We start from the raw sequence: 18,155 nt of genomic DNA, 5'->3' as shown, positions 1-18,155 counted from the left end.
CAACCGTCCCGCCCCCTTACCACCCCTTTCTCCCCCGCCTCGGTCACGAACGAGTCGCCAAGATCTCACCTGTTGGAAACGTCGGAGGGCTATCCAGCGGCCCGGCCCGCACGGCACACTTCTACGCGCGTCCTTCTACGCGCGTCACCGCATCAGCGGACGCGCCACGCACCTCATCTGCACACAAGTTGACGGCCCATCCGCCGTCGTTCCCCACTCGGGAGAGTCGTCCATGCCGCTGAACCGCCGTGACTTCGTCACCCGGTCCGCCGCCACCGCCGCCGGTGCCGCCCTGGCCGGCGGAGCCGTCGTCGCCGCCGCCCCCGCCGCCGTGGCCGCCGAGCCGGACACGGCGGCCGCCAAGGGCGCCAAGCACCAGCCCCGCCGCCAGGCCTTCACCGTCATGGGCACCACCGACCTGCACGGCCGGGTGCTCAACTGGGACTACTTCACCGACGCCGAGTACGTCGACAAGGCCCACAACGCGGTCGGCCTCGCCAAGATCTCCACCCTGGCCAACCAGGTCCGCGAGGACAAGGGCTGGGACCGCTGCCTGCTGATCGACTCCGGCGACATCATCCAGGGCACCCAGCTGACCTACTTCTACGCCCGGATCGAGCCGATCGCCACCGACGGCGACAACGTGCCGGACCACCCGATGGCCGTCGCCATGAACCTCATGGGCTACGACGCCGCCGCGCTCGGCAACCACGAGTTCAACTACGGCATCCCCACCGTGAAGGCCTTCGAGGACCAGCTGGAGTTCCCGCTGCTGGGCGCCAACGCGCTGCACGCGAAGAACGAGAAGCCGGCCTTCACGCCGTACGTGATCAAGGAGGTGTGGCTGGACGAGGACACCCCGATCAAGGTCGGCATCCTCGGCCTCACCAACCCGGGCATCGCGATCTGGGACAAGGCCAACGTCGCCGGCCAGATGGTCTTCCCGGGCATCGTCGAGACCGCCGCCAAGTACGTGCCCCGGATGAAGGCCGCGGGCGCGGACGTCATCGTGGTCTCCGCCCACTCCGGCATCGACGAGGCCACCACCTACGGCGACCAGCTGCCCTGGCCCGAGGACGCCTCCGGCGAGATGGCCGCGACCGTGCCGGACATCGACGCGGTGCTGGTGGGTCACACCCACAAGGAGGTCGCGCAGCGCCTCATCGTCAACAAGAAGACCGGCAAGACGGTCGTGCTCTCCGAGCCGCTGTGCTGGGGCCAGCGCCTGAGCTGCTTCGACTTCGAGGTCGAGTTCGTCGGCGGCCACTGGAAGGTCGCCTCGGTCTCCTCCCGGGTGCTGAACTCCAACACCGTGCCGGAGAACCCGGAGATCAGCGACGCCATCGTCGGCCAGCACAAGAAGGTCGTGGCGTACGTCAACCAGAACATCGGCACCAGCAAGATCGAGCTGTCGATCGCCGACGCCCGGTTCAAGGCCACCCCGATCATCGACCTGATCGGCAAGGTCCAGGCCGACGCCGTGAAGACCGCGCTGGCGGGCGGACAGTACGCCAACCTCCCGGTCCTGGCCCAGGCCGCCCCGTTCAACCGCACCGCGCTGATCCCGGCCGGCCAGGTCAAGCTGCGCGACGCGGCCGGCCTGTACATCTACGAGAACACCCTGGAGGCCCGGATCCTGACGGGCGCCCAGCTCAAGGACTACCTGGAGTTCTCGGTCAAGTACTACAACCAGCTCGCCGTGGGCGCCCCGGTGAACAAGGACACCCTGACCAACGCCGAGGACACCCCGGACTACAACTACGACTCGATCTACGGCCTGAGCTACGACATCGACGTCGCCCAGCCCAAGGGCAGCCGGATCGTCAACCTCAGCTTCCAGGGCAAGCCGATCGACCCGAACGCCCAGTTCGTCCTCGCGGTCAACAACTACCGCGCCAACGGCGGCGGCAACTTCCCGCACGTCGCCAACGCCAAGGCGGTCTGGACGAACTCCGACGAGATCCGCAACACCATGATCGCCTGGGTCAAGGCCAAGGGCACCATCGACCCCGCCGACTTCTTCACCGACTCCTGGCGCCTCGTCCGCGCCGGCCAGCCGCTGTTCTAGCCGCGCCTTTCCACGAAGGCCGTCTGCCCCCGCGCAGACGGCCTTCGTGCCGTTCCCGGCGGAAGACTGGAGCCATGAGCGAGTTCCAGACTCCCGAGCGTCACGCTCGACTGCTCGAGTACGCGCAGAGCCTGACGCCTCCGGCCGGGTGGAAGATCGAGATCTCCGGCGACGGGATCCCGAACCCTGAGAACGACTTGGTCGGCAAGGTCCGCGACTACCCACTGATGGGCATCCCGCTCTACCTCCTGATCGACCCGCGCGAGGGCGACATCACCCTCTACTCGGATCTCTCCGACGGCGGCTACCACCAGCACTGGCACGGCAAGTTCGGCGACCGCGTCCCCATCCCGGCCCCCTTCGACTTCGAGCTCGCCACCGGCGGCCTGGTCCGCTACCCCGCCTGATCCGCTCGCCCCACGAGACGATCGGACATCCGGCGAAGACTTGAGGATATTCATCCGCTCTTCCGATCTCCCTACTGTTGAGCACATCGAGAACGGCCCCACGGGGGGCCGGTGATGAACCGGATGAGGGAGAGTTCGATGCGTGCGATCGTGCAGCAGGAGTTCGGCGGCCCCGAGGTCCTGCGGCCGGCCGAGGTGGAGCGGCCGACGCCGTTGAGCGGCGAGGTGCTGGTGCGGGTGAGGGCGGCCGGAGTGAACCCGGTGGACCTGGCGGTGCGGGCGGGGACGTTCCCGCTGCTGGGCGAGCCGCCGTTCACGGTGGGCTGGGACGTCTCCGGGGTGGTCGAGCAGGTCGGCCCGGGGGCCCGGTACCGGGTGGGCGAGGAGGTGTACGGGATGCCGTTCTTCCCGCGCGCGGCCGGCGCCTACGCCGAGTACGTGGCCGCGCCGTCCCGCCAACTGGCCCGCAAGCCCGCCTCCTTGGACCACACCCAGGCCGCCGCGCTGCCGCTGGCCGCACTGACCGCCTGGCAGGGCCTGGTGGACCTGGCGAAGGTCGGCGAGGGCGACCGGGTGCTGGTCCACCGCGCGGCGGGCGGGGTCGGCCACCTCGCGGTGCAGATCGCCAAGGCCCGTGGCGCGTACGTGATCGCGCTGGCGAGCGAGCCCAAGCACGCCTTCCTCCGGGAGATCGGCGCCGACGAGGTGATCGACTACCGGACCACCGACTACACCGAGGCCGTCAAGGACGTCGACATCGTCTTCGACTCGTCCTCCGAGGGCACCCGCGCCCTGGAGGTGCTCAAGCCGGGCGGCACCCTGGTCAGCATCATGGAGCACTGGAACCAGGAGCTGGCCGCCGGGATCGAGGCCGCCGGCCGGACGTTCGCGGGCGTCTCCGTGGAGCCGGACTACGCCGCGTTGGAGGCGATCGCCGCGCTGGTGGACGAGGGCCGGATCCGCCCGTACGTCGCCGAGGTGTTCCCACTGGCCGAGGCCGGCCGGGCCCACGAGCTGGTCGGCTCGGGTACCGTCCAGGGCAAGGTCGTGCTGACCGTTGAGTGACAAGTGAGCGACGAGGCCGCAGGGGGCGGGCGATGGACATCCTGACCGAGGCGCTGGCCTCGATGCGTACGGCGCGCCCCGCGTCCGTCCGCACCGACGGCCGGGCGCCGTGGGCCCTGCGACTGCCCCCGGTGGCCGGGGCGGGCTTCCACGTGGTGCTGTACGGCACCTGCTGGCTGGTGCCGGTCGACCCGGCGATCGGCGGCGGGCCCGTCCCGCTCAGCCCGGGGGACGTCATCTTCCTGCGGGACGCCCACGGCCACGTCCTGGCCGACAGCCCGGACACCCCGCCGGTGGACGCCTCGGCCTGCCGGGTCGAGGAGAGTACGCCGATCGGCACCCTGTCGATCGGCGGGGGCGGCGCCCGCACCAGTCTGCTGTGCGGCAACTACCACCTGGACCAGGCCCGTCCGCACCCGGTGGTGCGCCAGCTGCCGACCCTGATCCACCTGCCGACCCGACACGGCCGCCACCCCGAACTGGCGGCCGCCGTCCAGCTGTTGGGCGCCGAGCTGGAGAACCCGCGGATCGGCTCGACCGGGATCGTCCCGGCACTGATCGACTCGCTGCTGCTGTACATCCTGCGGGCCTGGTTCGAGGACCAGCCCGCCGCGGCCGGCGCCGGCTGGGCGGCGGCGCTGCGGGACACCGCCGTCGCCCCCGCCCTGAACGCCATCCACGAGGCCCCGGCCACCCCGTGGACGGTGGAGTCCCTGGCGGACCGGGCGGGCCTGTCCCGGGCCGCCTTCGCCCGCCGCTTCACCTCGATGGTGGGCGAGCCGCCGATGGCGTACCTGACGCGCTGGCGGATGACCACCGCCGCCCAACTGCTGCGCGAGTCGGAGGCACCGCTGACGACGGTGGCCGCGCGGACCGGGTACGGCTCGGAGTACGCCTTCGCGAAGGCGTTCAAGCGGGAGTTCGGCCTGGCCCCCGGCGGCTACCGCCGGGAGGCCCGCGCCGCGTGATCCGCGAAGGGCCTGAACGGCAGAGCGCCTGAACGACGAAGAGCCTGACCGACGCAGAGCCTGGACGGCACAGGACCTGGACGGCGAGGTCCTAGAACGGGAACGGCGCCCGCCCGTGCTGCACCGAGATCCACTTCAGCGTGGTGAAGGCGTCCACCGTGGACTCCCCGTTGAGCCGCCCGACCCCGGAGTTCTTCTCCCCGCCGAACGGCACCCCGGGCTCGTCCGCGATGGTCCCGCCGTTGACGTGGATCATGCCGGTCTCGATCCGCTGGGCGACCCGCACCCCGCGCTCGATGTCCGCGGTGTGCACGGCGCCGCTGAGCCCGAAGGGCGTGTGGTTGGCCAGCCGGACGGCCTCCTCCTCACCGTCGAAGGGCACCAACAGGGCGACCGGGCCGAAGAGTTCACGCTGCAGGATGGGCGCGTCCTCGGCCAGGCCGGTGAGGACGGTGGGCGCCATCAGGCTGCCGGACGTGACGCCGCGCAGCAGCACGGTGGCGCCGCCGGCGATCGCCTGGTCGACCTGGGCGTTGATGGCGTCGGCCTGGACGGAGTTGATCAGCGGGCCGATGTGGGTGGCCGGGTCCCTGGGGTCGCCGACGGTCAGCGAGGCGACCTTGGCGACGAACTTCTCGGTGAACTCGGCGAGCACGCTGCGGTCGACCAGCACCCGGTTGGCGGCCATGCAGACCTGGCCCTGGTGGACGAAGCGGCTGAACACGGCCGCGTCCACGGCGTAGTCGAGGTCGGCGTCGTCCAGCACGATCAGCGCGCTGTTGCCGCCGAGTTCCAGCACGGACCGCTTGAAGTGCGCGGCGGCGACGGTGGCGACGTGCCGGCCGATCTGGTCGGAGCCGGTGAAGGAGATCACCTTGGGGACCGGGTGCTCCAGGAAGCTGTCGCCGATCTCCGCGATGTCGGTGATGACGACGTTCAGCAGGCCGGGCGGCAGGCCCGCGTCCTCGAAGAGCCGGGCGATCAGGCTGCCGCCGACGATCGGGGTCTCCTGGTGCGGCTTGAGCACGACGCCGTTGCCGAGGGCGAGCGCCGGGGCGATCGCCTTCAGGGCCAGGAACAGCGGGAAGTTGAACGGGCTGATCACGCCGACCACGCCGACCGGCAGCCGGTGGAGGCGGTTCTCCTTGCCGGGCGCGGTCGAGGGCAGCAGCCGCCCCTCGGTGGCCACCGACAGGTGCAGGCACTCCCGCAGCATGTCCTTGACCAGCGAGAGTTCGAAGCCGGCCTTGAGCGCGGTGCCGCCGAGCTCGGCCATGATGGCCCGGACGATCTCGCCCTCGCGCTCCTCGACCAGCCGCAGCATCCGCTCGAAGACCAGCCGGCGCTGGTACGGGTTGGTGGCGGCCCAGGAGCGCTGGGCGCGCTCGGCGGCGCGGTAGGCCCGGTCGACCTCGGCGACGGTGGCCACGGTGATGGTGGCCAGCTTGTCGCCGGAGTACGGGTCGACGTCGACGATGTCCCAGGAGCCGCTGCCGCTGCACCACTCGCCGTCGATGTACTGCAGCGCCAACTCGGAGAAGTACGACATCTGATCCCTCTCGTGCCCGACCTGATGGGACCTCATCGTACTGACGTGTTACAGCTCTTGGCGTACGGAGTGCAGAAGATCGCGGGTCTGTTCGAGCCCGAGACTCTCGGCGATCAGCCCGTCCATCGCCTGCCGGTACGAGGCGACCTCGGCGGGCTTGTCCACGTAGAGCGCGGTGGTGAACAGCTCCAGGTAGACGACGTCGGCGAGTTCGGCCTCGCTGAAGCCCAGCACGCTGAACGCGCCGCTCTCGGCGCTGAGCGCGGCGCCGCCGAGCGGCCGCACCTGCAGCCGTACGTTGGGCAGTTCGGAGAGTTCGAGGAGCCGGTCGAGCTGGCCGCGCATCAGCTCGGGCCCGCCCCAGGGGCGGCGCAGCGCGGCTTCGTCGATGACGGCGAGCAGCTGGGGCGGGTGGTCGGCGGTGAGCAGGTCCTGGCGCTTGCGCCGTACCTCGACCCGGCGTTCGATCTCGCTGTCCTCGACGACGTGGCCGCCGGCGGTGATCACGGCGCGGGCGTAGTCGGCGGTCTGCAGCAGGCCCTGGACGAACTGGACCTCGTAGCTGCGGATCTCGGCGGCGGCCTCTTCCAGTCCGAGGTAGTTCTGGAACCAGGCGGGCAGCACGTCGCCGTAGTCGTGCCACCAGGAGGTGGCGTTGGCCTCCCGGACGAGCCCGAGGATGTTGGCCCGTTCCTGTTCGGCGTCGACGCCGTACAGGGTGAGCAGGTCGGCGACGTCGCGTTCCTTGAAGCCGACCCGGCCGAGTTCCATCCGGCTGATCTTGGACTCGGAGGCGCGGATCGAGTACCCGGCCTCCTCGCGACTGACGCCTCTGGTCTCGCGGAGCTTGCGCAGCTGGCTGCCGAGCAGCAGGCGCCGTACGGTGGCACCTCCGCCTGCCTGAGTCGTGCCCATCGAAGTCACCCTCCGCACTCGTGCAGCCCCCCGGCCGTCGGCGGCAGTCTGCCACCTGGCACCGACGAACAACAGCCCGTCCCGGGGTGCGTTCCGGTCGGGGGGCGAAGCCTGGGAGAACGCTGTGAGCCGACGCTCGGCGCACGGACGGGAGCGCAGGTGGGAGCGCCGGTAAGAGCCAGGTGAGAGCCCTGCCGGGCGGTGCGGGAGGGGCGGGTGGGGCGGCGGGTGAGAACCGCCTGGGAACACCGTCAGGGCACCCGTCGAGACATCCCGCAGGAACTCGCAGAACCCGCCTGGGAACGCGACGGCGCCCGCCCTCCAACTGGTCGGGGAAGAGGGCAGGCGCCAGGAGACCGCGTTGGCCCGGCGACGCTGGCGGGGGCAGCGGGTTGAGCTCCCGGCGATGCGGCGCCGGGGGTTCGGGGTGGGCCGGTCGGACCGTCGGGACCCGTCAGACCACCAGGGGGCGGTCCGTGGGCCGGATCGGGGCGGGAAGCGGGGTCTTGCCGCCCAGGTACTTGTCCACCGCGGCGGCGGCCGAACGGCCTTCCGCGATGGCCCAGACGATCAGCGACTGGCCTCGGCCGGCGTCTCCGCAGACGTACACGCCATCGACATTGGTGGCGAACCGGCCGTCGCGGGCAATGTTACCGCGCGCGTCGAGGTCCGCTCCCAGCTGCTCGACCAGCCCGTTCTTCACGTCCGTCCCGGTGAAGCCCATGGCCAGGGTGACCAGCTGGGCCGGGAGGGCCCGCTCGCTGCCCGGGACGGGCTCGAACCGGCCGTCCTTGAACTCGACCTCGACCAGGTGCAGTTCCTGGACGTTGCCGTCCTCGTCGCCGGTGAAGTGGGTGGTGTTCACGGAGTAGATCCGCTCGCCGCCCTCCTCGTGCGCGGAGGTGACCTTGTAGGTCATCGGCATGGTGGGCCAGGGCTGGTGTCCGGGCCGCTCCTCGCCGGGGCGCGGCATGATCTCCAGCTGGGTGACGGAGAGGGCGCCCTGGCGGTGGGCGGTGCCGACACAGTCCGCGCCGGTGTCGCCGCCGCCGATGACGACCACGTGCTTGCCCTTGGCGCTGATCGGGGAGTCGACGAGGTCGCCCTCCTGCACCTTGTTGGCCAGCGGCAGGTACTCCATGGCCTGGTGGACGCCCTTGAGCTCGCGCCCGGGCACCGGCAGGTCGCGGGCCGTGGTGGCGCCGGCGGCGACCACGACGGCGTCGAAGCGCTCGCGCAGCTGCTGGCCGGTGATGTCCTCGCCGACGTGCACGCCGGTGCGGAACCGGGTGCCCTCGGCCCGCATCTGCTCGATGCGGCGGTTGATGTGGCGCTTCTCCATCTTGAACTCGGGGATGCCGTAGCGCAGCAGCCCGCCGATGCGGTCGGCGCGCTCGTACACCACCACGGTGTGCCCGGCCCGGGTGAGCTGCTGGGCGGCGGCCAGGCCGGCCGGGCCGGAGCCGACGACGGCGACGGTCTTGCCGGAGAGCCGCTCGGGGACCTGCGGGGTGACCCCGCCGCGGTCCCAGGCCTTGTCGATGATGGTGACCTCGACGTTCTTGATGGTCACCGCGTCCTGGTTGATGCCGAGCACGCAGGCCGACTCGCAGGGCGCCGGGCAGAGCCGCCCGGTGAACTCCGGGAAGTTGTTGGTGGCGTGCAGCCGCTCGATCGCGCCGGTGAAGTCCTCCCGGTAGGCGAGGTCGTTCCACTCGGGGATGAGGTTCCCGAGCGGGCAGCCGTTGTGGCAGAACGGGATGCCGCAGTCCATGCAGCGGCCGGCCTGCTTCGTGATGATCGGCAGCAGGCTGCGCTCGACGTAGACCTCGTTCCAGTCCCGGATCCGGACGTCGACGGGGCGGCGCTCCGCCAGCTGCTTGGGCGTGGTCAGGAAGCCCTTGGGGTCAGCCATTAGCCGCCTCCATCATCTTGCGAGTGGTCTCGGCCTCGGAGAGGCCATCGCGCTCGGCGGCGTCCTTGGCGGCGAGCACTGCCTTGTAGTCGGTCGGCATGATCTTGGAGAAGCGGGAGACCCCGCTGCCCCAGTCGGCCAGGAGTTCGGCGGCCACGGTGGAGCCGGTCTCCTCGTAGTGCTGCTGCACGGTCTCGCGCAGCCAGTCGCGGTCGTCGGCGGTGGGGGCCTCGATGCCCACCATGCCGTCGTTGACGTTCGCGGGGCGCAGGTCCAGGACGTACGCGATGCCACCGGACATGCCGGCCGCGAGGTTGCGTCCGGTCTCGCCGAGGACGACGACCCGGCCGCCGGTCATGTACTCCAGGCCGTGGTCGCCGACGCCCTCGACGACGAGGGTGGCGCCGGAGTTGCGGACGGCGAAGCGCTCACCGGCCTTGCCGCGCAGGTGGATCCGGCCGGAGGTGGCGCCGTAGCCGATGGTGTTGCCGGCGATCACGTGGTTCTGGGCGTCGTTGCCGATGGCCGCGGCGTCGCGGGCCGGGCGGACGACGAGCACGCCGCCGGAAAGGCCCTTGCCCACGTAGTCGTTGGCGTCGCCTTCCAGCCGCAGGGTGATCCCCTTGGGCACGAACGCGCCGAAGGACTGCCCGGCCGAGCCGGTGAAGGTGACGTCGATGGTCCCCTCCGGCAGGCCCTCACCGCGGTACCGCTTGGTCACCTGGTGGCCGAGCATGGTGCCGACCGTGCGGTTGACGTTGCGGATCGGCAGCTGGATCCGGACCGACTCGCCGCGCTCCAGGGCGTCCTCGGCCAGCGTGATCAGCTGGTTGTCGAGGGCCTTGTCCAGCGCGTGGTCCTGGGTGGTGGTGCGGTGCCGGGCGGCGCCCTCGGGCAGCGCCGGCACGTGGAACAGCGGGGCCAGGTCGAGCCCGGCGGCCTTCCAGTGGTCGATCGCGGCCTGGGCGTTGATGTGCTCGGCGTGGCCGACGGCCTCCTCTATCGAGCGGAAGCCCAGCGAGGCCAGGATCTCCCGGACCTCCTCGGCGATGAACTCGAAGAAGTTGACCACGAATTCGGGCTTGCCGGTGAAGCGCTCGCGCAGCACCGGGTTCTGGGTGGCGACGCCGACCGGGCAGGTGTCCAGGTGGCAGACCCGCATCATGATGCAGCCGGAGACCACCAGCGGGGCCGTCGCGAAGCCGAACTCCTCGGCGCCGAGCAGCGCGGCGATGACGACGTCGCGCCCGGTCTTCAGCTGGCCGTCGGTCTGGACGACGATCCGGTCGCGCAGCCCGTTCAGCAGCAGGGTCTGCTGGGTCTCGGCGAGGCCCAGCTCCCAGGGGCCGCCGGCGTGCTTCAGCGAGGTGAGCGGCGAGGCTCCGGTGCCACCGTCGTGGCCGGACACCAGCACCACGTCCGCGTGCGCCTTGGACACGCCCGCCGCGACCGTCCCGACGCCGACCTCGGACACCAGCTTCACGTGGATGCGGGCGGCCGGGTTGGCGTTCTTGAGGTCGTGGATCAGCTGGGCGAGGTCCTCGATCGAGTAGATGTCGTGGTGCGGCGGCGGCGAGATCAGGCCGACGCCGGGGGTGGAGTGCCGGGTCCGGGCGACCCACGGGTAGACCTTGTGGCCGGGCAGCTGGCCGCCCTCGCCGGGCTTGGCGCCCTGGGCCATCTTGATCTGGATGTCGTCGGCGTTGACCAGGTACTCGGAGGTGACGCCGAACCGGCCGGAGGCGACCTGCTTGATCGCCGAGCGGCGCTCGGGGTCGTACAGGCGGTCCGGGTCCTCGCCGCCCTCTCCGGTGTTGGACTTGCCGCCGAGGCGGTTCATCGCGATGGCGAGGGTCTCGTGCGCCTCGCGGGAGATGGAGCCGTAGGACATCGCGCCGGTGGAGAAGCGCTTGACGATCTCGGAGACCGGCTCGACCTCCGCCACCGGGATCGGCTCCCGGCCGAGGCCGTCCAGCTGGAACAGGCCGCGCAGCGTCATCAGGCGCTCGGACTGCTCGTTCACCCGGTCCGTGTACTGCTTGAAGATGTCGTAGCGGCGGTTGCGGGTGGCGTGCTGCAGCCGGAAGACGGTGTCCGGGTCGAACAGGTGGGGCTCGCCCTCGCGGCGCCACTGGTACTCGCCGCCGATCTCCAGCGCGCGGTGCGCGGCCGGGATGCCGGAGGCCGGGTAGGCCTTGGCGTGCCGGGCGGCCGTCTCGCGGGCGATCTCCTCCAGCCCGATCCCGCCGAGCTTGGTGGTGGTCCCGGCGAAGTACGCGTCGACCAGGTCCTGGGAGAGCCCGATCGCCTCGAAGACCTGCGCGCCGCGGTAGGAGGCGACGGTCGAGATGCCCATCTTGGACATCACCTTGAGCACGCCCTTGCCGAGCGCCTTGATCAGGTTCTTGATCGCCTTCTCGGCCTCGACGCCCTGGATGAAGACGTTCTGGGCGACCAGGTCCTCGACCGTCTCCATCGCCAGGTACGGGTTGACGGCCCCCGCGCCGTAGCCGATCAGCAGCGCGACGTGGTGCACCTCGCGCACGTCGCCGGCCTCGACCAGCAGCGACACCTGGGTGCGCTGCTTGGTGCGGATCAGGTGGTGGTGGATGGCGGAGGTGAGCAGCAGCGAGGGGATCGGGGCGTGCTCGGCGTCGGAGTGCCGGTCGGAGAGCACGATGATCCGGGCGCCGTCGGCGATCGCCGCGTCGGCCTCGGCGGCGATCTCCGCCAGCCGGGCGGCCAGGCCCTCGCCACCGGAGGCGACCTTGTACAGGCCGGACAGCGTGACGGCCTTCAGTCCGGGCTGGTCGCCGTCGGCGTTGACGTGGACCAGCTTGGCCAGCTCGTCGTTGTCGATCACCGGGAAGGTGATCCCGACGGAGCGGCAGGAGGCGGACTCGGCGACCAGCAGGTTGCCCTCGGGCCCGAGGTTGGACAGCAGCGAGGTGACGAGCTCCTCGCGGATGGCGTCCAGCGGCGGGTTGGTGACCTGCGCGAAGAGCTGGACGAAGTAGTCGAAGAGCAGGCGCGGCTTCTCGCTCAGCGCGGCGATCGGCGAGTCGGTGCCCATCGAGCCGAGCGCCTCGCCGCCGGTCTTGGCCATCGGCGCCAGGATGACGCGCAGCTCCTCCTCGGTGTAGCCGAAGGTCTGCTGGCGGCGGGTGACGGAGGCGTGGGTGTGGGCGATGTGCTCGCGCTCGGGCAGCTTGGCGAGCTGGATCTGCCCGGCGCCGACCCACTCCTGGTAGGGGTGCTCGGCGGCGAGGGCGGACTTGATCTCCTCGTCCTCGACGATCCGGCCCTCGACGGTGTCCACCAGGAACATCCGGCCGGGCTGCAGGCGGCCCTTCTTGGTGACCTTCTCCTGGTCGATGTCGAGCACGCCGACCTCGGAGGAGAGGACGACCAGGCCGTCCTCGGTGATCCAGTAGCGGGCCGGGCGCAGGCCGTTGCGGTCGAGCACGGCGCCGACCTGGGTGCCGTCGGTGAAGGTGACGCAGGCCGGGCCGTCCCAGGGCTCCATCAGGTTGGAGTGGTACTGGTAGAAGGCGCGGCGGGCCGGTTCCATGGTGGCGTGGTTCTCCCACGCCTCCGGGATCATCATCAGCACCGAGTGCGGCAGCGAGCGGCCGCCGAGGTGGAGCAGTTCCAGGACCTCGTCGAAGGAGGCCGAGTCGGAGTGCTCCGGCGTGCAGATCGGGAAGATCCTGCTCAAGTCGCCGGGGATCAGATCCGTCGCGAGCTGGGACTCCCGGGCGCGCATCCAGTTGCGGTTGCCCTTGACGGTGTTGATCTCACCGTTGTGCGCGACGAAGCGGTACGGGTGGGCGAGCGGCCAGCTCGGGAAGGTGTTGGTGGAGAACCGCGAGTGCACCAGGCCGATGGCGGACGCGTAGCTGCGGTCCGACAGGTCGGGGAAGAAGGGCTCCAGCTGCCCGGTGGTCAGCATGCCCTTGTAGACGATGGTGCGGGCGGACAGCGACGGGAAGTAGGCGCCGGCCTCGCGCTCGGCCCGCTTGCGGACCACGAAGGCGACCCGGTCCAGCTCGATCCCGGCCCGGCCCTCCTTGCTCAGGAAGAGCTGCCGGAACCGCGGCATCACGCTGCGCGCGGTGGAGCCGAGCAGGTCGGGGGTGACCGGCACGTCGCGCCAGCCCAGGACCGTCAGGTCCTCCTCGGCCGCGATCGCCTCGATCTGCGCGACGGCTGCGTCGGCGGCGGCGTCCTCGTCCGGCAGGAAGGCGATGCCGACGGCGTAGGCACCGGCCGCCGGGAGTTCGAAGTCCACCTTGCCGCGCAGGAAGGCGTCCGGGACCTGGGTGAGGATGCCGGCGCCGTCACCGGAGTCCGGCTCGGCGCCGGTGGCGCCGCGGTGCTCCAGGTTGCGCAGGACGTTCAGCGCCTGCTCGACGATGGTGTGGTCGGCGATGCCGGTCAGCGTGGCGACGAAACCGACGCCACAGGCGTCGTGCTCGTTTCGCGGGTCGTACAGGCCCTGAGCAGCAGGTCGCGCATCCGGCACGAGCGCGTACGGCTGGCGGGCGGCGCCGGCCTGAGGCTCGTTGGCGGAGTGCATGGATGCAGACAGCATCGGCTCTCCCGTCGTCGTCTTTCGGCAAGTTGGTGCAAGTAGGGACGACGTTGGCCCTGATGCGATGGTGCGGTGTGTCGTGCAAGTTACATGATGCCCAGGATCCCGAGAAGCGGAATATCCCGTCCACATGGCGGACGGACACGCAGGTCAGGGGGCTGGAAGAGAGGGCGTGCCACAGTGCACGTCCTGACGATTGTGCCCAAGGACCCTCGGCCTGAAACAGGGGCGAAACCGGATCGCCACACAAGCCGATCATGAGCGCCTGGGAATCCATCCCGAGACCCCCACCGCCGGATGCGAATCCGCGGCTCCAAGGCCCGGATGATGAGACGATGCCGGGCAACCCGCGACGTCCATGTGTGAAACGTCACGCATTGCCCGGCATAGTCATGCAGCGCTGTCGCACGGAGCGGGTTCTATCCGACGTGCCCGCCGATCACCCAACCCAGCAGGTACGTCACCCCGGCGGCGGCCCCGCCCAGCACCAGCTGCCGCAGCCCGCTGAACCACCAGCTGCGCTCCGTCACCCGGGCCACCACCGCGCCGCAGGCGAACAGCCCGACCGCCGCCAGCAGCAGCGCGGGCAGCAGCGTGGTCGCCCCCAGCAGGTACGGCAGCAGCGGGAGCAGCGCGCCGAGCGCGAAGCACAGGAAGGACGAGCCGGCCGCGACCAGCGGCGAGGGGAGGTCCGTGGGGTCGATCCCCAGTTCCTCCCGGGCGTGGATCTCCAGGGCCAGCTCCGGATCGCGGGACAGCTGCCGGGCCACCTCGTGGGCCAGCTCCGGCTCCACCCCGCGCGAGACGTACAGCTGCGCCAGCTCGGCCAGCTCGCCCTGCGGGTTGCGGCTCAGCTCCAGCCGCTCGGCCTCGATCTCGGCCTGCACCAGCTCCCGCTGCGAGGCCACCGAGGTGTACTCCCCCGCCGCCATCGAACAGGCCCCGGCCGCCAGGCCGGCCAGCCCGGTCAGGATCACGGTGCCGTTGGACGCCGCGCCGCCGACCACCCCGGTCATCAGCGCGAAGTTGGACACCAGGCCGTCCACCGCACCGAACACCGCGGGCCGCAGCCAGCCGCCGTTGACGTCCCGGTGGTGGTCGGCCGCGGGTATCCGCGGGTGCTGGGCGGGCTCGGCTTCCAGGGTGCTCGCAGTCACGGTCATTCCCCTCAGTCTTCGTTCGTCGCCCCGACCGTAGCCCTCTTGACCTGGGCATTTCCAGCAAAGTAAGGCTGTCCGAACGATGCTGAGGCTGCCCTTCGCAGGTCTCGCGAAGGGCAGCCTCAGTCAGCGAACGTGCCTGCTCAGATCGGGTTCTTGGCGTCCTTGCCGGTCTGCTCCGCCGCCGCGGCGGCCGGCTCCTTGGCCGTCTCCCCGTCCACGATCCGGGACGGCTTCTCCCCGTCCACCGTCTCGCGGGGCCTCTCGGCCGGCTTCTCGCCCTCCGCCCGCTCGGCGTCCCCGTCCGCCTCGACGTGCGCCGCCGGGTCGATGCTCGCCGGGTCCTCACGCCCGGGCCGCTTCTTCCCGACGATCACGAAGTACGCGACGGCGCCGATGAACACCACGATCGACGTCCAGTCATTGAGCCGCAGACCGAAGTAGACGTGCGCCTCGTCGATCCGCAGCCACTCGGTCCAGAACCGGCCCACCGTGTACGCGGCCACGTACAGCGCGAAGGCCCGGCCGTGCCCCAGCTTCCAGCGCCGGTCGGCCCAGATCACCAGCAGCGCGACGGCGATGTCCCAGATCGACTCGTACAGGAAGGTCGGGTGGAAGACGCCGCTCACCACCTCGCCGTCGGGCAGCGTCTTGTGGATCTCCAGGCCCCACGGCAGGGTCGTCGCCCGTCCGTACAGCTCCTGGTTGAAGTAGTTGCCCCAGCGGCCCATCGCCTGCGCGAGCGCGATGCCCGGCGCGATGGCGTCGGCGTACGCGGGCAGCGGCACGCCCCGGCGGCGGCAGCCGATCCAGGCCCCGACCGCGCCCAGCGCGACCGCGCCCCAGATCCCGAGGCCGCCCTCCCAGATCCTGAGGGCGTTCCAGGGGTTCTTCCCCTCACCGAAGTACAGCTGGTGGTCGGTGATCACGTGGTAGAGCCGGCCGCCGACCAGGCCGAAGGGCACGGCCCAGACGGCGATGTCACCGACGGTGTGCTTGGCACCGCCCCGGGCGACCCAGCGCTTGCTGCCGAGCCAGACGGCCGCGACGACCCCGAGGATGATGCAGAAGGCGTAGGCGCGCAGCGGGATCGGTCCGAGGTAGAGGACGCCCCGCGACGGGCTGGGAATGTAGGCGATATCCATGGCGGTTCCGACGCTACAGGGTCCGACGTCCCCATCGGACACCCCCGGGGTCACAGAAACCGAACAACGAACGGCGCCGCCCCCTCCCACCGGAGGGGGCGGCGCCGCGACGGGACGTCTCAGCCGGCCGTCGGCGAAGGGTTGTTGGCCTCCGAAGCGGCCGCGGTGGGCGCCGGGCTCTGCCCGTGCGGGCCGGTCGTCCCCAGCTGCTTGCCCTGGTTCGCGGCGTCGACCCACTTCTCCAGGTTCGCCGGAGTGATCTCCTCGTCGCCGTTCTTCGGGTAGATCGGCTTGCCGTTGAGCAGCACGGTCGGGGTGGACTTGTAGCTGGACTTGTCGAAGTCCTGCTGCACCGCGGACACCCACCCGCCGAACTTGTTGTCATTGACGCAGGCCTGGAACTCCGGCGTGTCCAGCCCGTTCACCTGCTTCGCCAGGTTCAACAGGACGGCCTTGTTGCCGAAGGCGTCATTGGTCTCGTCCGGCTGGTTGCGGTACAGCACGTCGTGGAAGTCCCGGAAGTGCCCGGCGTCCTGGGCGCAGGCCAGGGCGTTGGCACCGTTCTTCGACCCCTTGCCCGGCACCGCCCGGTCGATGAAGGAGACGACATGGGCGTTGGTGTAGATCTTCCCGGCGTCTTCGAGCTGATCGATGGTCGACGAGAACTCCCGCTCGAAGATCCCGCAGGCCGGACACCGGGGGTCCTCGTACACCGTGAGCACCGACGGCGCGTTGCTCGCGCCGACCGGGACCACCAGGTTCTTGTCGCCGATCGTCCCGGCCGGGGCGGCGGTCGGGGTCTCCGGCTTGGAGCGCTGGTTCTGCACCACCACGCCGGTGACCACCGCGGCGGCGATCACCGCGAGCACGGCCCCGCCGACGATCAGCTTCTTCCTGCGCCGCGAGCCGGCCTCCTCGGCCGCCCGCTGCTCCAGCATCCGCTCACGGGCGGTGCGCTTGCCTTCTCGGTTCTTCTCGCTCATTGCCTTGACATCCACGGTCGGGGGGCCTTCGTCGGGTGCGGGGATGGGAATGGCCGGACAGGTCAGCTCGCCAGCCAGCCGTCGGCCGAGAGCCGGGTACGGGGCCGCCACAGCAGGAACCCGGCCAGCAGCAGGAAGCCGGTGTCGCGGAGGATCTCCTGCAGGTACTCGGTCTGCGAGGCGTCGACGTGCCCGCCCCCGCCGAAGCAGCCGCAGTCGATCGAGATGCCGCGCGCCCAGGCCGAGGCGATCCCGGCGATGAAGGCGAGCAGCAGCAGCGCGGAGACCCCGGCGACCAGCCGGACCCCGATGCCGATCACCAGCAGCAGGGCGAGCGCCAGCTCCAGGAAGGGCAGCCCGTAGCCGATCGGCTTGACCAGGCCCTCGGGCAGGATCTCGTACGCCCGGACCGCCTGCGCGGCCTCCGCCGGATCGGCGATCTTCGCCAGCCCGGCCCACCCCCAGACCACCGCCAGGCCGAGCCGTACGGCCGTGCCCGGCCACTCGCTCCAGACCGGCACCGGCCGCCGCGCCGCCGGCGTGGGCGCGGAATCACCGGGCTGCACTGCCGGGCCGGCCATCAGGGAACCCCCCTCGGGAAACTCATTCACTTCCTGACGAACCGTAAGGGATGAACGCCGGTTCCTCCGGATTCACGAATTAAGCCGGACGAGTGACGTTCCGTCCGAATTCCTCGAACACCGCTCCGTCACCGGCACCCCGACATCCACCCCGGATCGAACACCTCCGGCCGCCCCTCGTGCTGCCCCCGGGCAGCCCGCTCCGCCGCATCCCACCGCGCCGCCTCCGCGCAGGCGACCGCCTCCCGCTCCGCCCGCTCAGCCCCCCGCTTGGCCAACGCCTGCCCCACCTCCGTGTGCGCGCCGACCGCCGCCCCCAGGGCCAGCGCGGCAGCCGCCGCCCGCAGCAGCACGGCTCGATGCAGACCCGCCACCGGCTCACCCCTTCGCTAGCTCGGCCACCCCGTACACGTCGTTCGTGCACTCGTCCCTCCACTCAACGCCGGTCAACCCCGCCTGATGCGTGTCGCCGCCGCTGTTCACCCGTTCGGGGCCGCCCCCACGCTGACGCCACCCCCTCCTCCCCTCCCCCACGGGCGCGCAGGCTTTCGCCCTCCCCACCCCCACGGGCGCGCAGAGCGAAAGCCCGCGCGCCCACAACACCCCTCACCCCCCGCACCCACCCACCCCCAGCACCCCCAACCCGCACCCACCCACCCCCAGCACCCCCAACCCGCACCCACCCGCCCACCCACCCCCGCACCCCTCCCCCCACCTCCCCCACCCCCCCACCCACCCACCCCCTCCCCACCAGGCGAGAGGGACGCGCTGCGGAAGGGGGCGGCGCAGGGGGTGGCTGCGGAGA

Annotated in this window: 13 protein-coding genes; 4 read left to right on the top strand and 9 right to left on the bottom strand. The window is 71.0% G+C overall.

Going from position 1 to position 18,155, the window contains the following annotated elements; translation table 11 throughout:
- The first annotated feature begins 232 nt into the window (after positions 1 to 232).
- The 4 genes from BG452_RS38265 (at position 233) to BG452_RS38250 (ending at position 4,508) form a co-directional block, all read left to right on the top strand.
- Positions 233 to 2,068: a bifunctional metallophosphatase/5'-nucleotidase gene (locus BG452_RS38265; protein WP_188308944.1), complete on the top strand. Its 1,836-nt coding sequence runs from the start codon at positions 233 to 235 to the stop codon at positions 2,066 to 2,068.
- 74 nt (positions 2,069 to 2,142) lie between these two features.
- A complete protein-coding gene (locus BG452_RS38260) occupies positions 2,143 to 2,475 on the top strand; it encodes a Uma2 family endonuclease (protein ID WP_188308943.1) in 333 nt (110 codons plus the stop codon).
- A 138-nt stretch (positions 2,476 to 2,613) separates the two neighbouring features.
- Positions 2,614 to 3,540: an NADP-dependent oxidoreductase gene (locus BG452_RS38255; RefSeq protein WP_188308942.1), complete on the top strand. Its 927-nt coding sequence runs from the start codon at positions 2,614 to 2,616 to the stop codon at positions 3,538 to 3,540.
- A gap of 32 nt (positions 3,541 to 3,572) precedes the next feature.
- Complete coding sequence (locus BG452_RS38250) at positions 3,573 to 4,508, top strand: AraC family transcriptional regulator (protein WP_188308941.1); 936 nt, start codon at positions 3,573 to 3,575, stop codon at positions 4,506 to 4,508.
- A 91-nt stretch (positions 4,509 to 4,599) separates the two neighbouring features.
- Here the strand turns inward: BG452_RS38250 and BG452_RS38245 are convergent, their stop codons facing one another.
- The 9 genes from BG452_RS38245 to BG452_RS38205 all read right to left on the bottom strand — a co-directional run bounded on the left by BG452_RS38245 (position 4,600) and on the right by BG452_RS38205 (position 17,724).
- On the bottom strand, positions 4,600 to 6,057 hold the full coding sequence (locus tag BG452_RS38245; RefSeq protein WP_188308940.1) for an aldehyde dehydrogenase family protein: 1,458 nt from the start codon (positions 6,055 to 6,057) through the stop codon (positions 4,600 to 4,602).
- Positions 6,058 to 6,105: 48 nt separating this feature from the next.
- The gene (locus tag BG452_RS38240; protein ID WP_188308939.1) at positions 6,106 to 6,972 is read right to left on the bottom strand and encodes a helix-turn-helix domain-containing protein; all 867 of its coding nucleotides are present in this window, start codon (positions 6,970 to 6,972) and stop codon (positions 6,106 to 6,108) included.
- A 454-nt stretch (positions 6,973 to 7,426) separates the two neighbouring features.
- Entirely contained in the window at positions 7,427 to 8,887 is a 1,461-nt protein-coding gene (locus BG452_RS38235; RefSeq protein ID WP_188308938.1) for a glutamate synthase subunit beta, read from the bottom strand.
- Positions 8,880 to 13,466: a glutamate synthase large subunit gene (gltB, locus tag BG452_RS38230; protein ID WP_188308959.1), complete on the bottom strand. Its 4,587-nt coding sequence runs from the start codon at positions 13,464 to 13,466 to the stop codon at positions 8,880 to 8,882. The genes BG452_RS38235 and gltB overlap by 8 nt, the downstream gene beginning before the upstream one ends.
- Before the next feature lie 434 nt (positions 13,467 to 13,900).
- A complete protein-coding gene (locus BG452_RS38225; RefSeq protein WP_188308937.1) occupies positions 13,901 to 14,644 on the bottom strand; it encodes a VIT1/CCC1 transporter family protein in 744 nt (247 codons plus the stop codon).
- Positions 14,645 to 14,784: 140 nt separating this feature from the next.
- The gene (gene lgt / locus BG452_RS38220) at positions 14,785 to 15,786 is read right to left on the bottom strand and encodes a prolipoprotein diacylglyceryl transferase (protein WP_188308936.1); all 1,002 of its coding nucleotides are present in this window, start codon (positions 15,784 to 15,786) and stop codon (positions 14,785 to 14,787) included.
- Positions 15,787 to 15,905: 119 nt separating this feature from the next.
- On the bottom strand, positions 15,906 to 16,769 hold the full coding sequence (locus BG452_RS38215; RefSeq protein ID WP_188308935.1) for a DsbA family protein: 864 nt from the start codon (positions 16,767 to 16,769) through the stop codon (positions 15,906 to 15,908).
- A gap of 62 nt (positions 16,770 to 16,831) precedes the next feature.
- On the bottom strand, positions 16,832 to 17,350 hold the full coding sequence (locus BG452_RS38210) for a MauE/DoxX family redox-associated membrane protein (protein ID WP_188308934.1): 519 nt from the start codon (positions 17,348 to 17,350) through the stop codon (positions 16,832 to 16,834).
- Between the two features lie 128 nt (positions 17,351 to 17,478).
- Positions 17,479 to 17,724, bottom strand: coding sequence for a hypothetical protein (locus BG452_RS38205; protein WP_188308933.1), 246 nt, complete (start codon positions 17,722 to 17,724; stop codon positions 17,479 to 17,481).
- Between the last annotated feature and the right edge of the window lie 431 nt (positions 17,725 to 18,155).

The sequence above is a fragment of the Streptomyces sp. CBMA123 genome (genome assembly GCF_014596465.1).
In the GTDB taxonomy this organism is placed as follows: Bacteria; Actinomycetota; Actinomycetes; order Streptomycetales; family Streptomycetaceae; genus Kitasatospora.
This window is presented reverse-complemented; position numbering and strand designations above follow the sequence as displayed.

Excerpts from the sequence above, each read along its gene's own strand:
- BG452_RS38265 (WP_188308944.1), top strand. The coding sequence starts at position 233 with ATGCCGCTGAACCGCCGTGACTTCGTCACCCGGTCCGCCGCCACCGCC.
- gltB (WP_188308959.1), bottom strand. The coding sequence starts at position 13,466 with ATGCACTCCGCCAACGAGCCTCAGGCCGGCGCCGCCCGCCAGCCGTAC.
- BG452_RS38210 (WP_188308934.1), bottom strand. The coding sequence starts at position 17,350 with ATGGCCGGCCCGGCAGTGCAGCCCGGTGATTCCGCGCCCACGCCGGCG.
- BG452_RS38225 (WP_188308937.1), bottom strand. The coding sequence starts at position 14,644 with ATGACCGTGACTGCGAGCACCCTGGAAGCCGAGCCCGCCCAGCACCCG.
- BG452_RS38215 (WP_188308935.1), bottom strand. The coding sequence starts at position 16,769 with ATGAGCGAGAAGAACCGAGAAGGCAAGCGCACCGCCCGTGAGCGGATG.
- lgt (WP_188308936.1), bottom strand. The coding sequence starts at position 15,786 with ATGGATATCGCCTACATTCCCAGCCCGTCGCGGGGCGTCCTCTACCTC.
- BG452_RS38245 (WP_188308940.1), bottom strand. The coding sequence starts at position 6,057 with ATGTCGTACTTCTCCGAGTTGGCGCTGCAGTACATCGACGGCGAGTGG.
- BG452_RS38250 (WP_188308941.1), top strand. The coding sequence starts at position 3,573 with ATGGACATCCTGACCGAGGCGCTGGCCTCGATGCGTACGGCGCGCCCC.
- BG452_RS38235 (WP_188308938.1), bottom strand. The coding sequence starts at position 8,887 with ATGGCTGACCCCAAGGGCTTCCTGACCACGCCCAAGCAGCTGGCGGAG.
- BG452_RS38255 (WP_188308942.1), top strand. The coding sequence starts at position 2,614 with ATGCGTGCGATCGTGCAGCAGGAGTTCGGCGGCCCCGAGGTCCTGCGG.
- BG452_RS38240 (WP_188308939.1), bottom strand. The coding sequence starts at position 6,972 with ATGGGCACGACTCAGGCAGGCGGAGGTGCCACCGTACGGCGCCTGCTG.
- BG452_RS38260 (WP_188308943.1), top strand. The coding sequence starts at position 2,143 with ATGAGCGAGTTCCAGACTCCCGAGCGTCACGCTCGACTGCTCGAGTAC.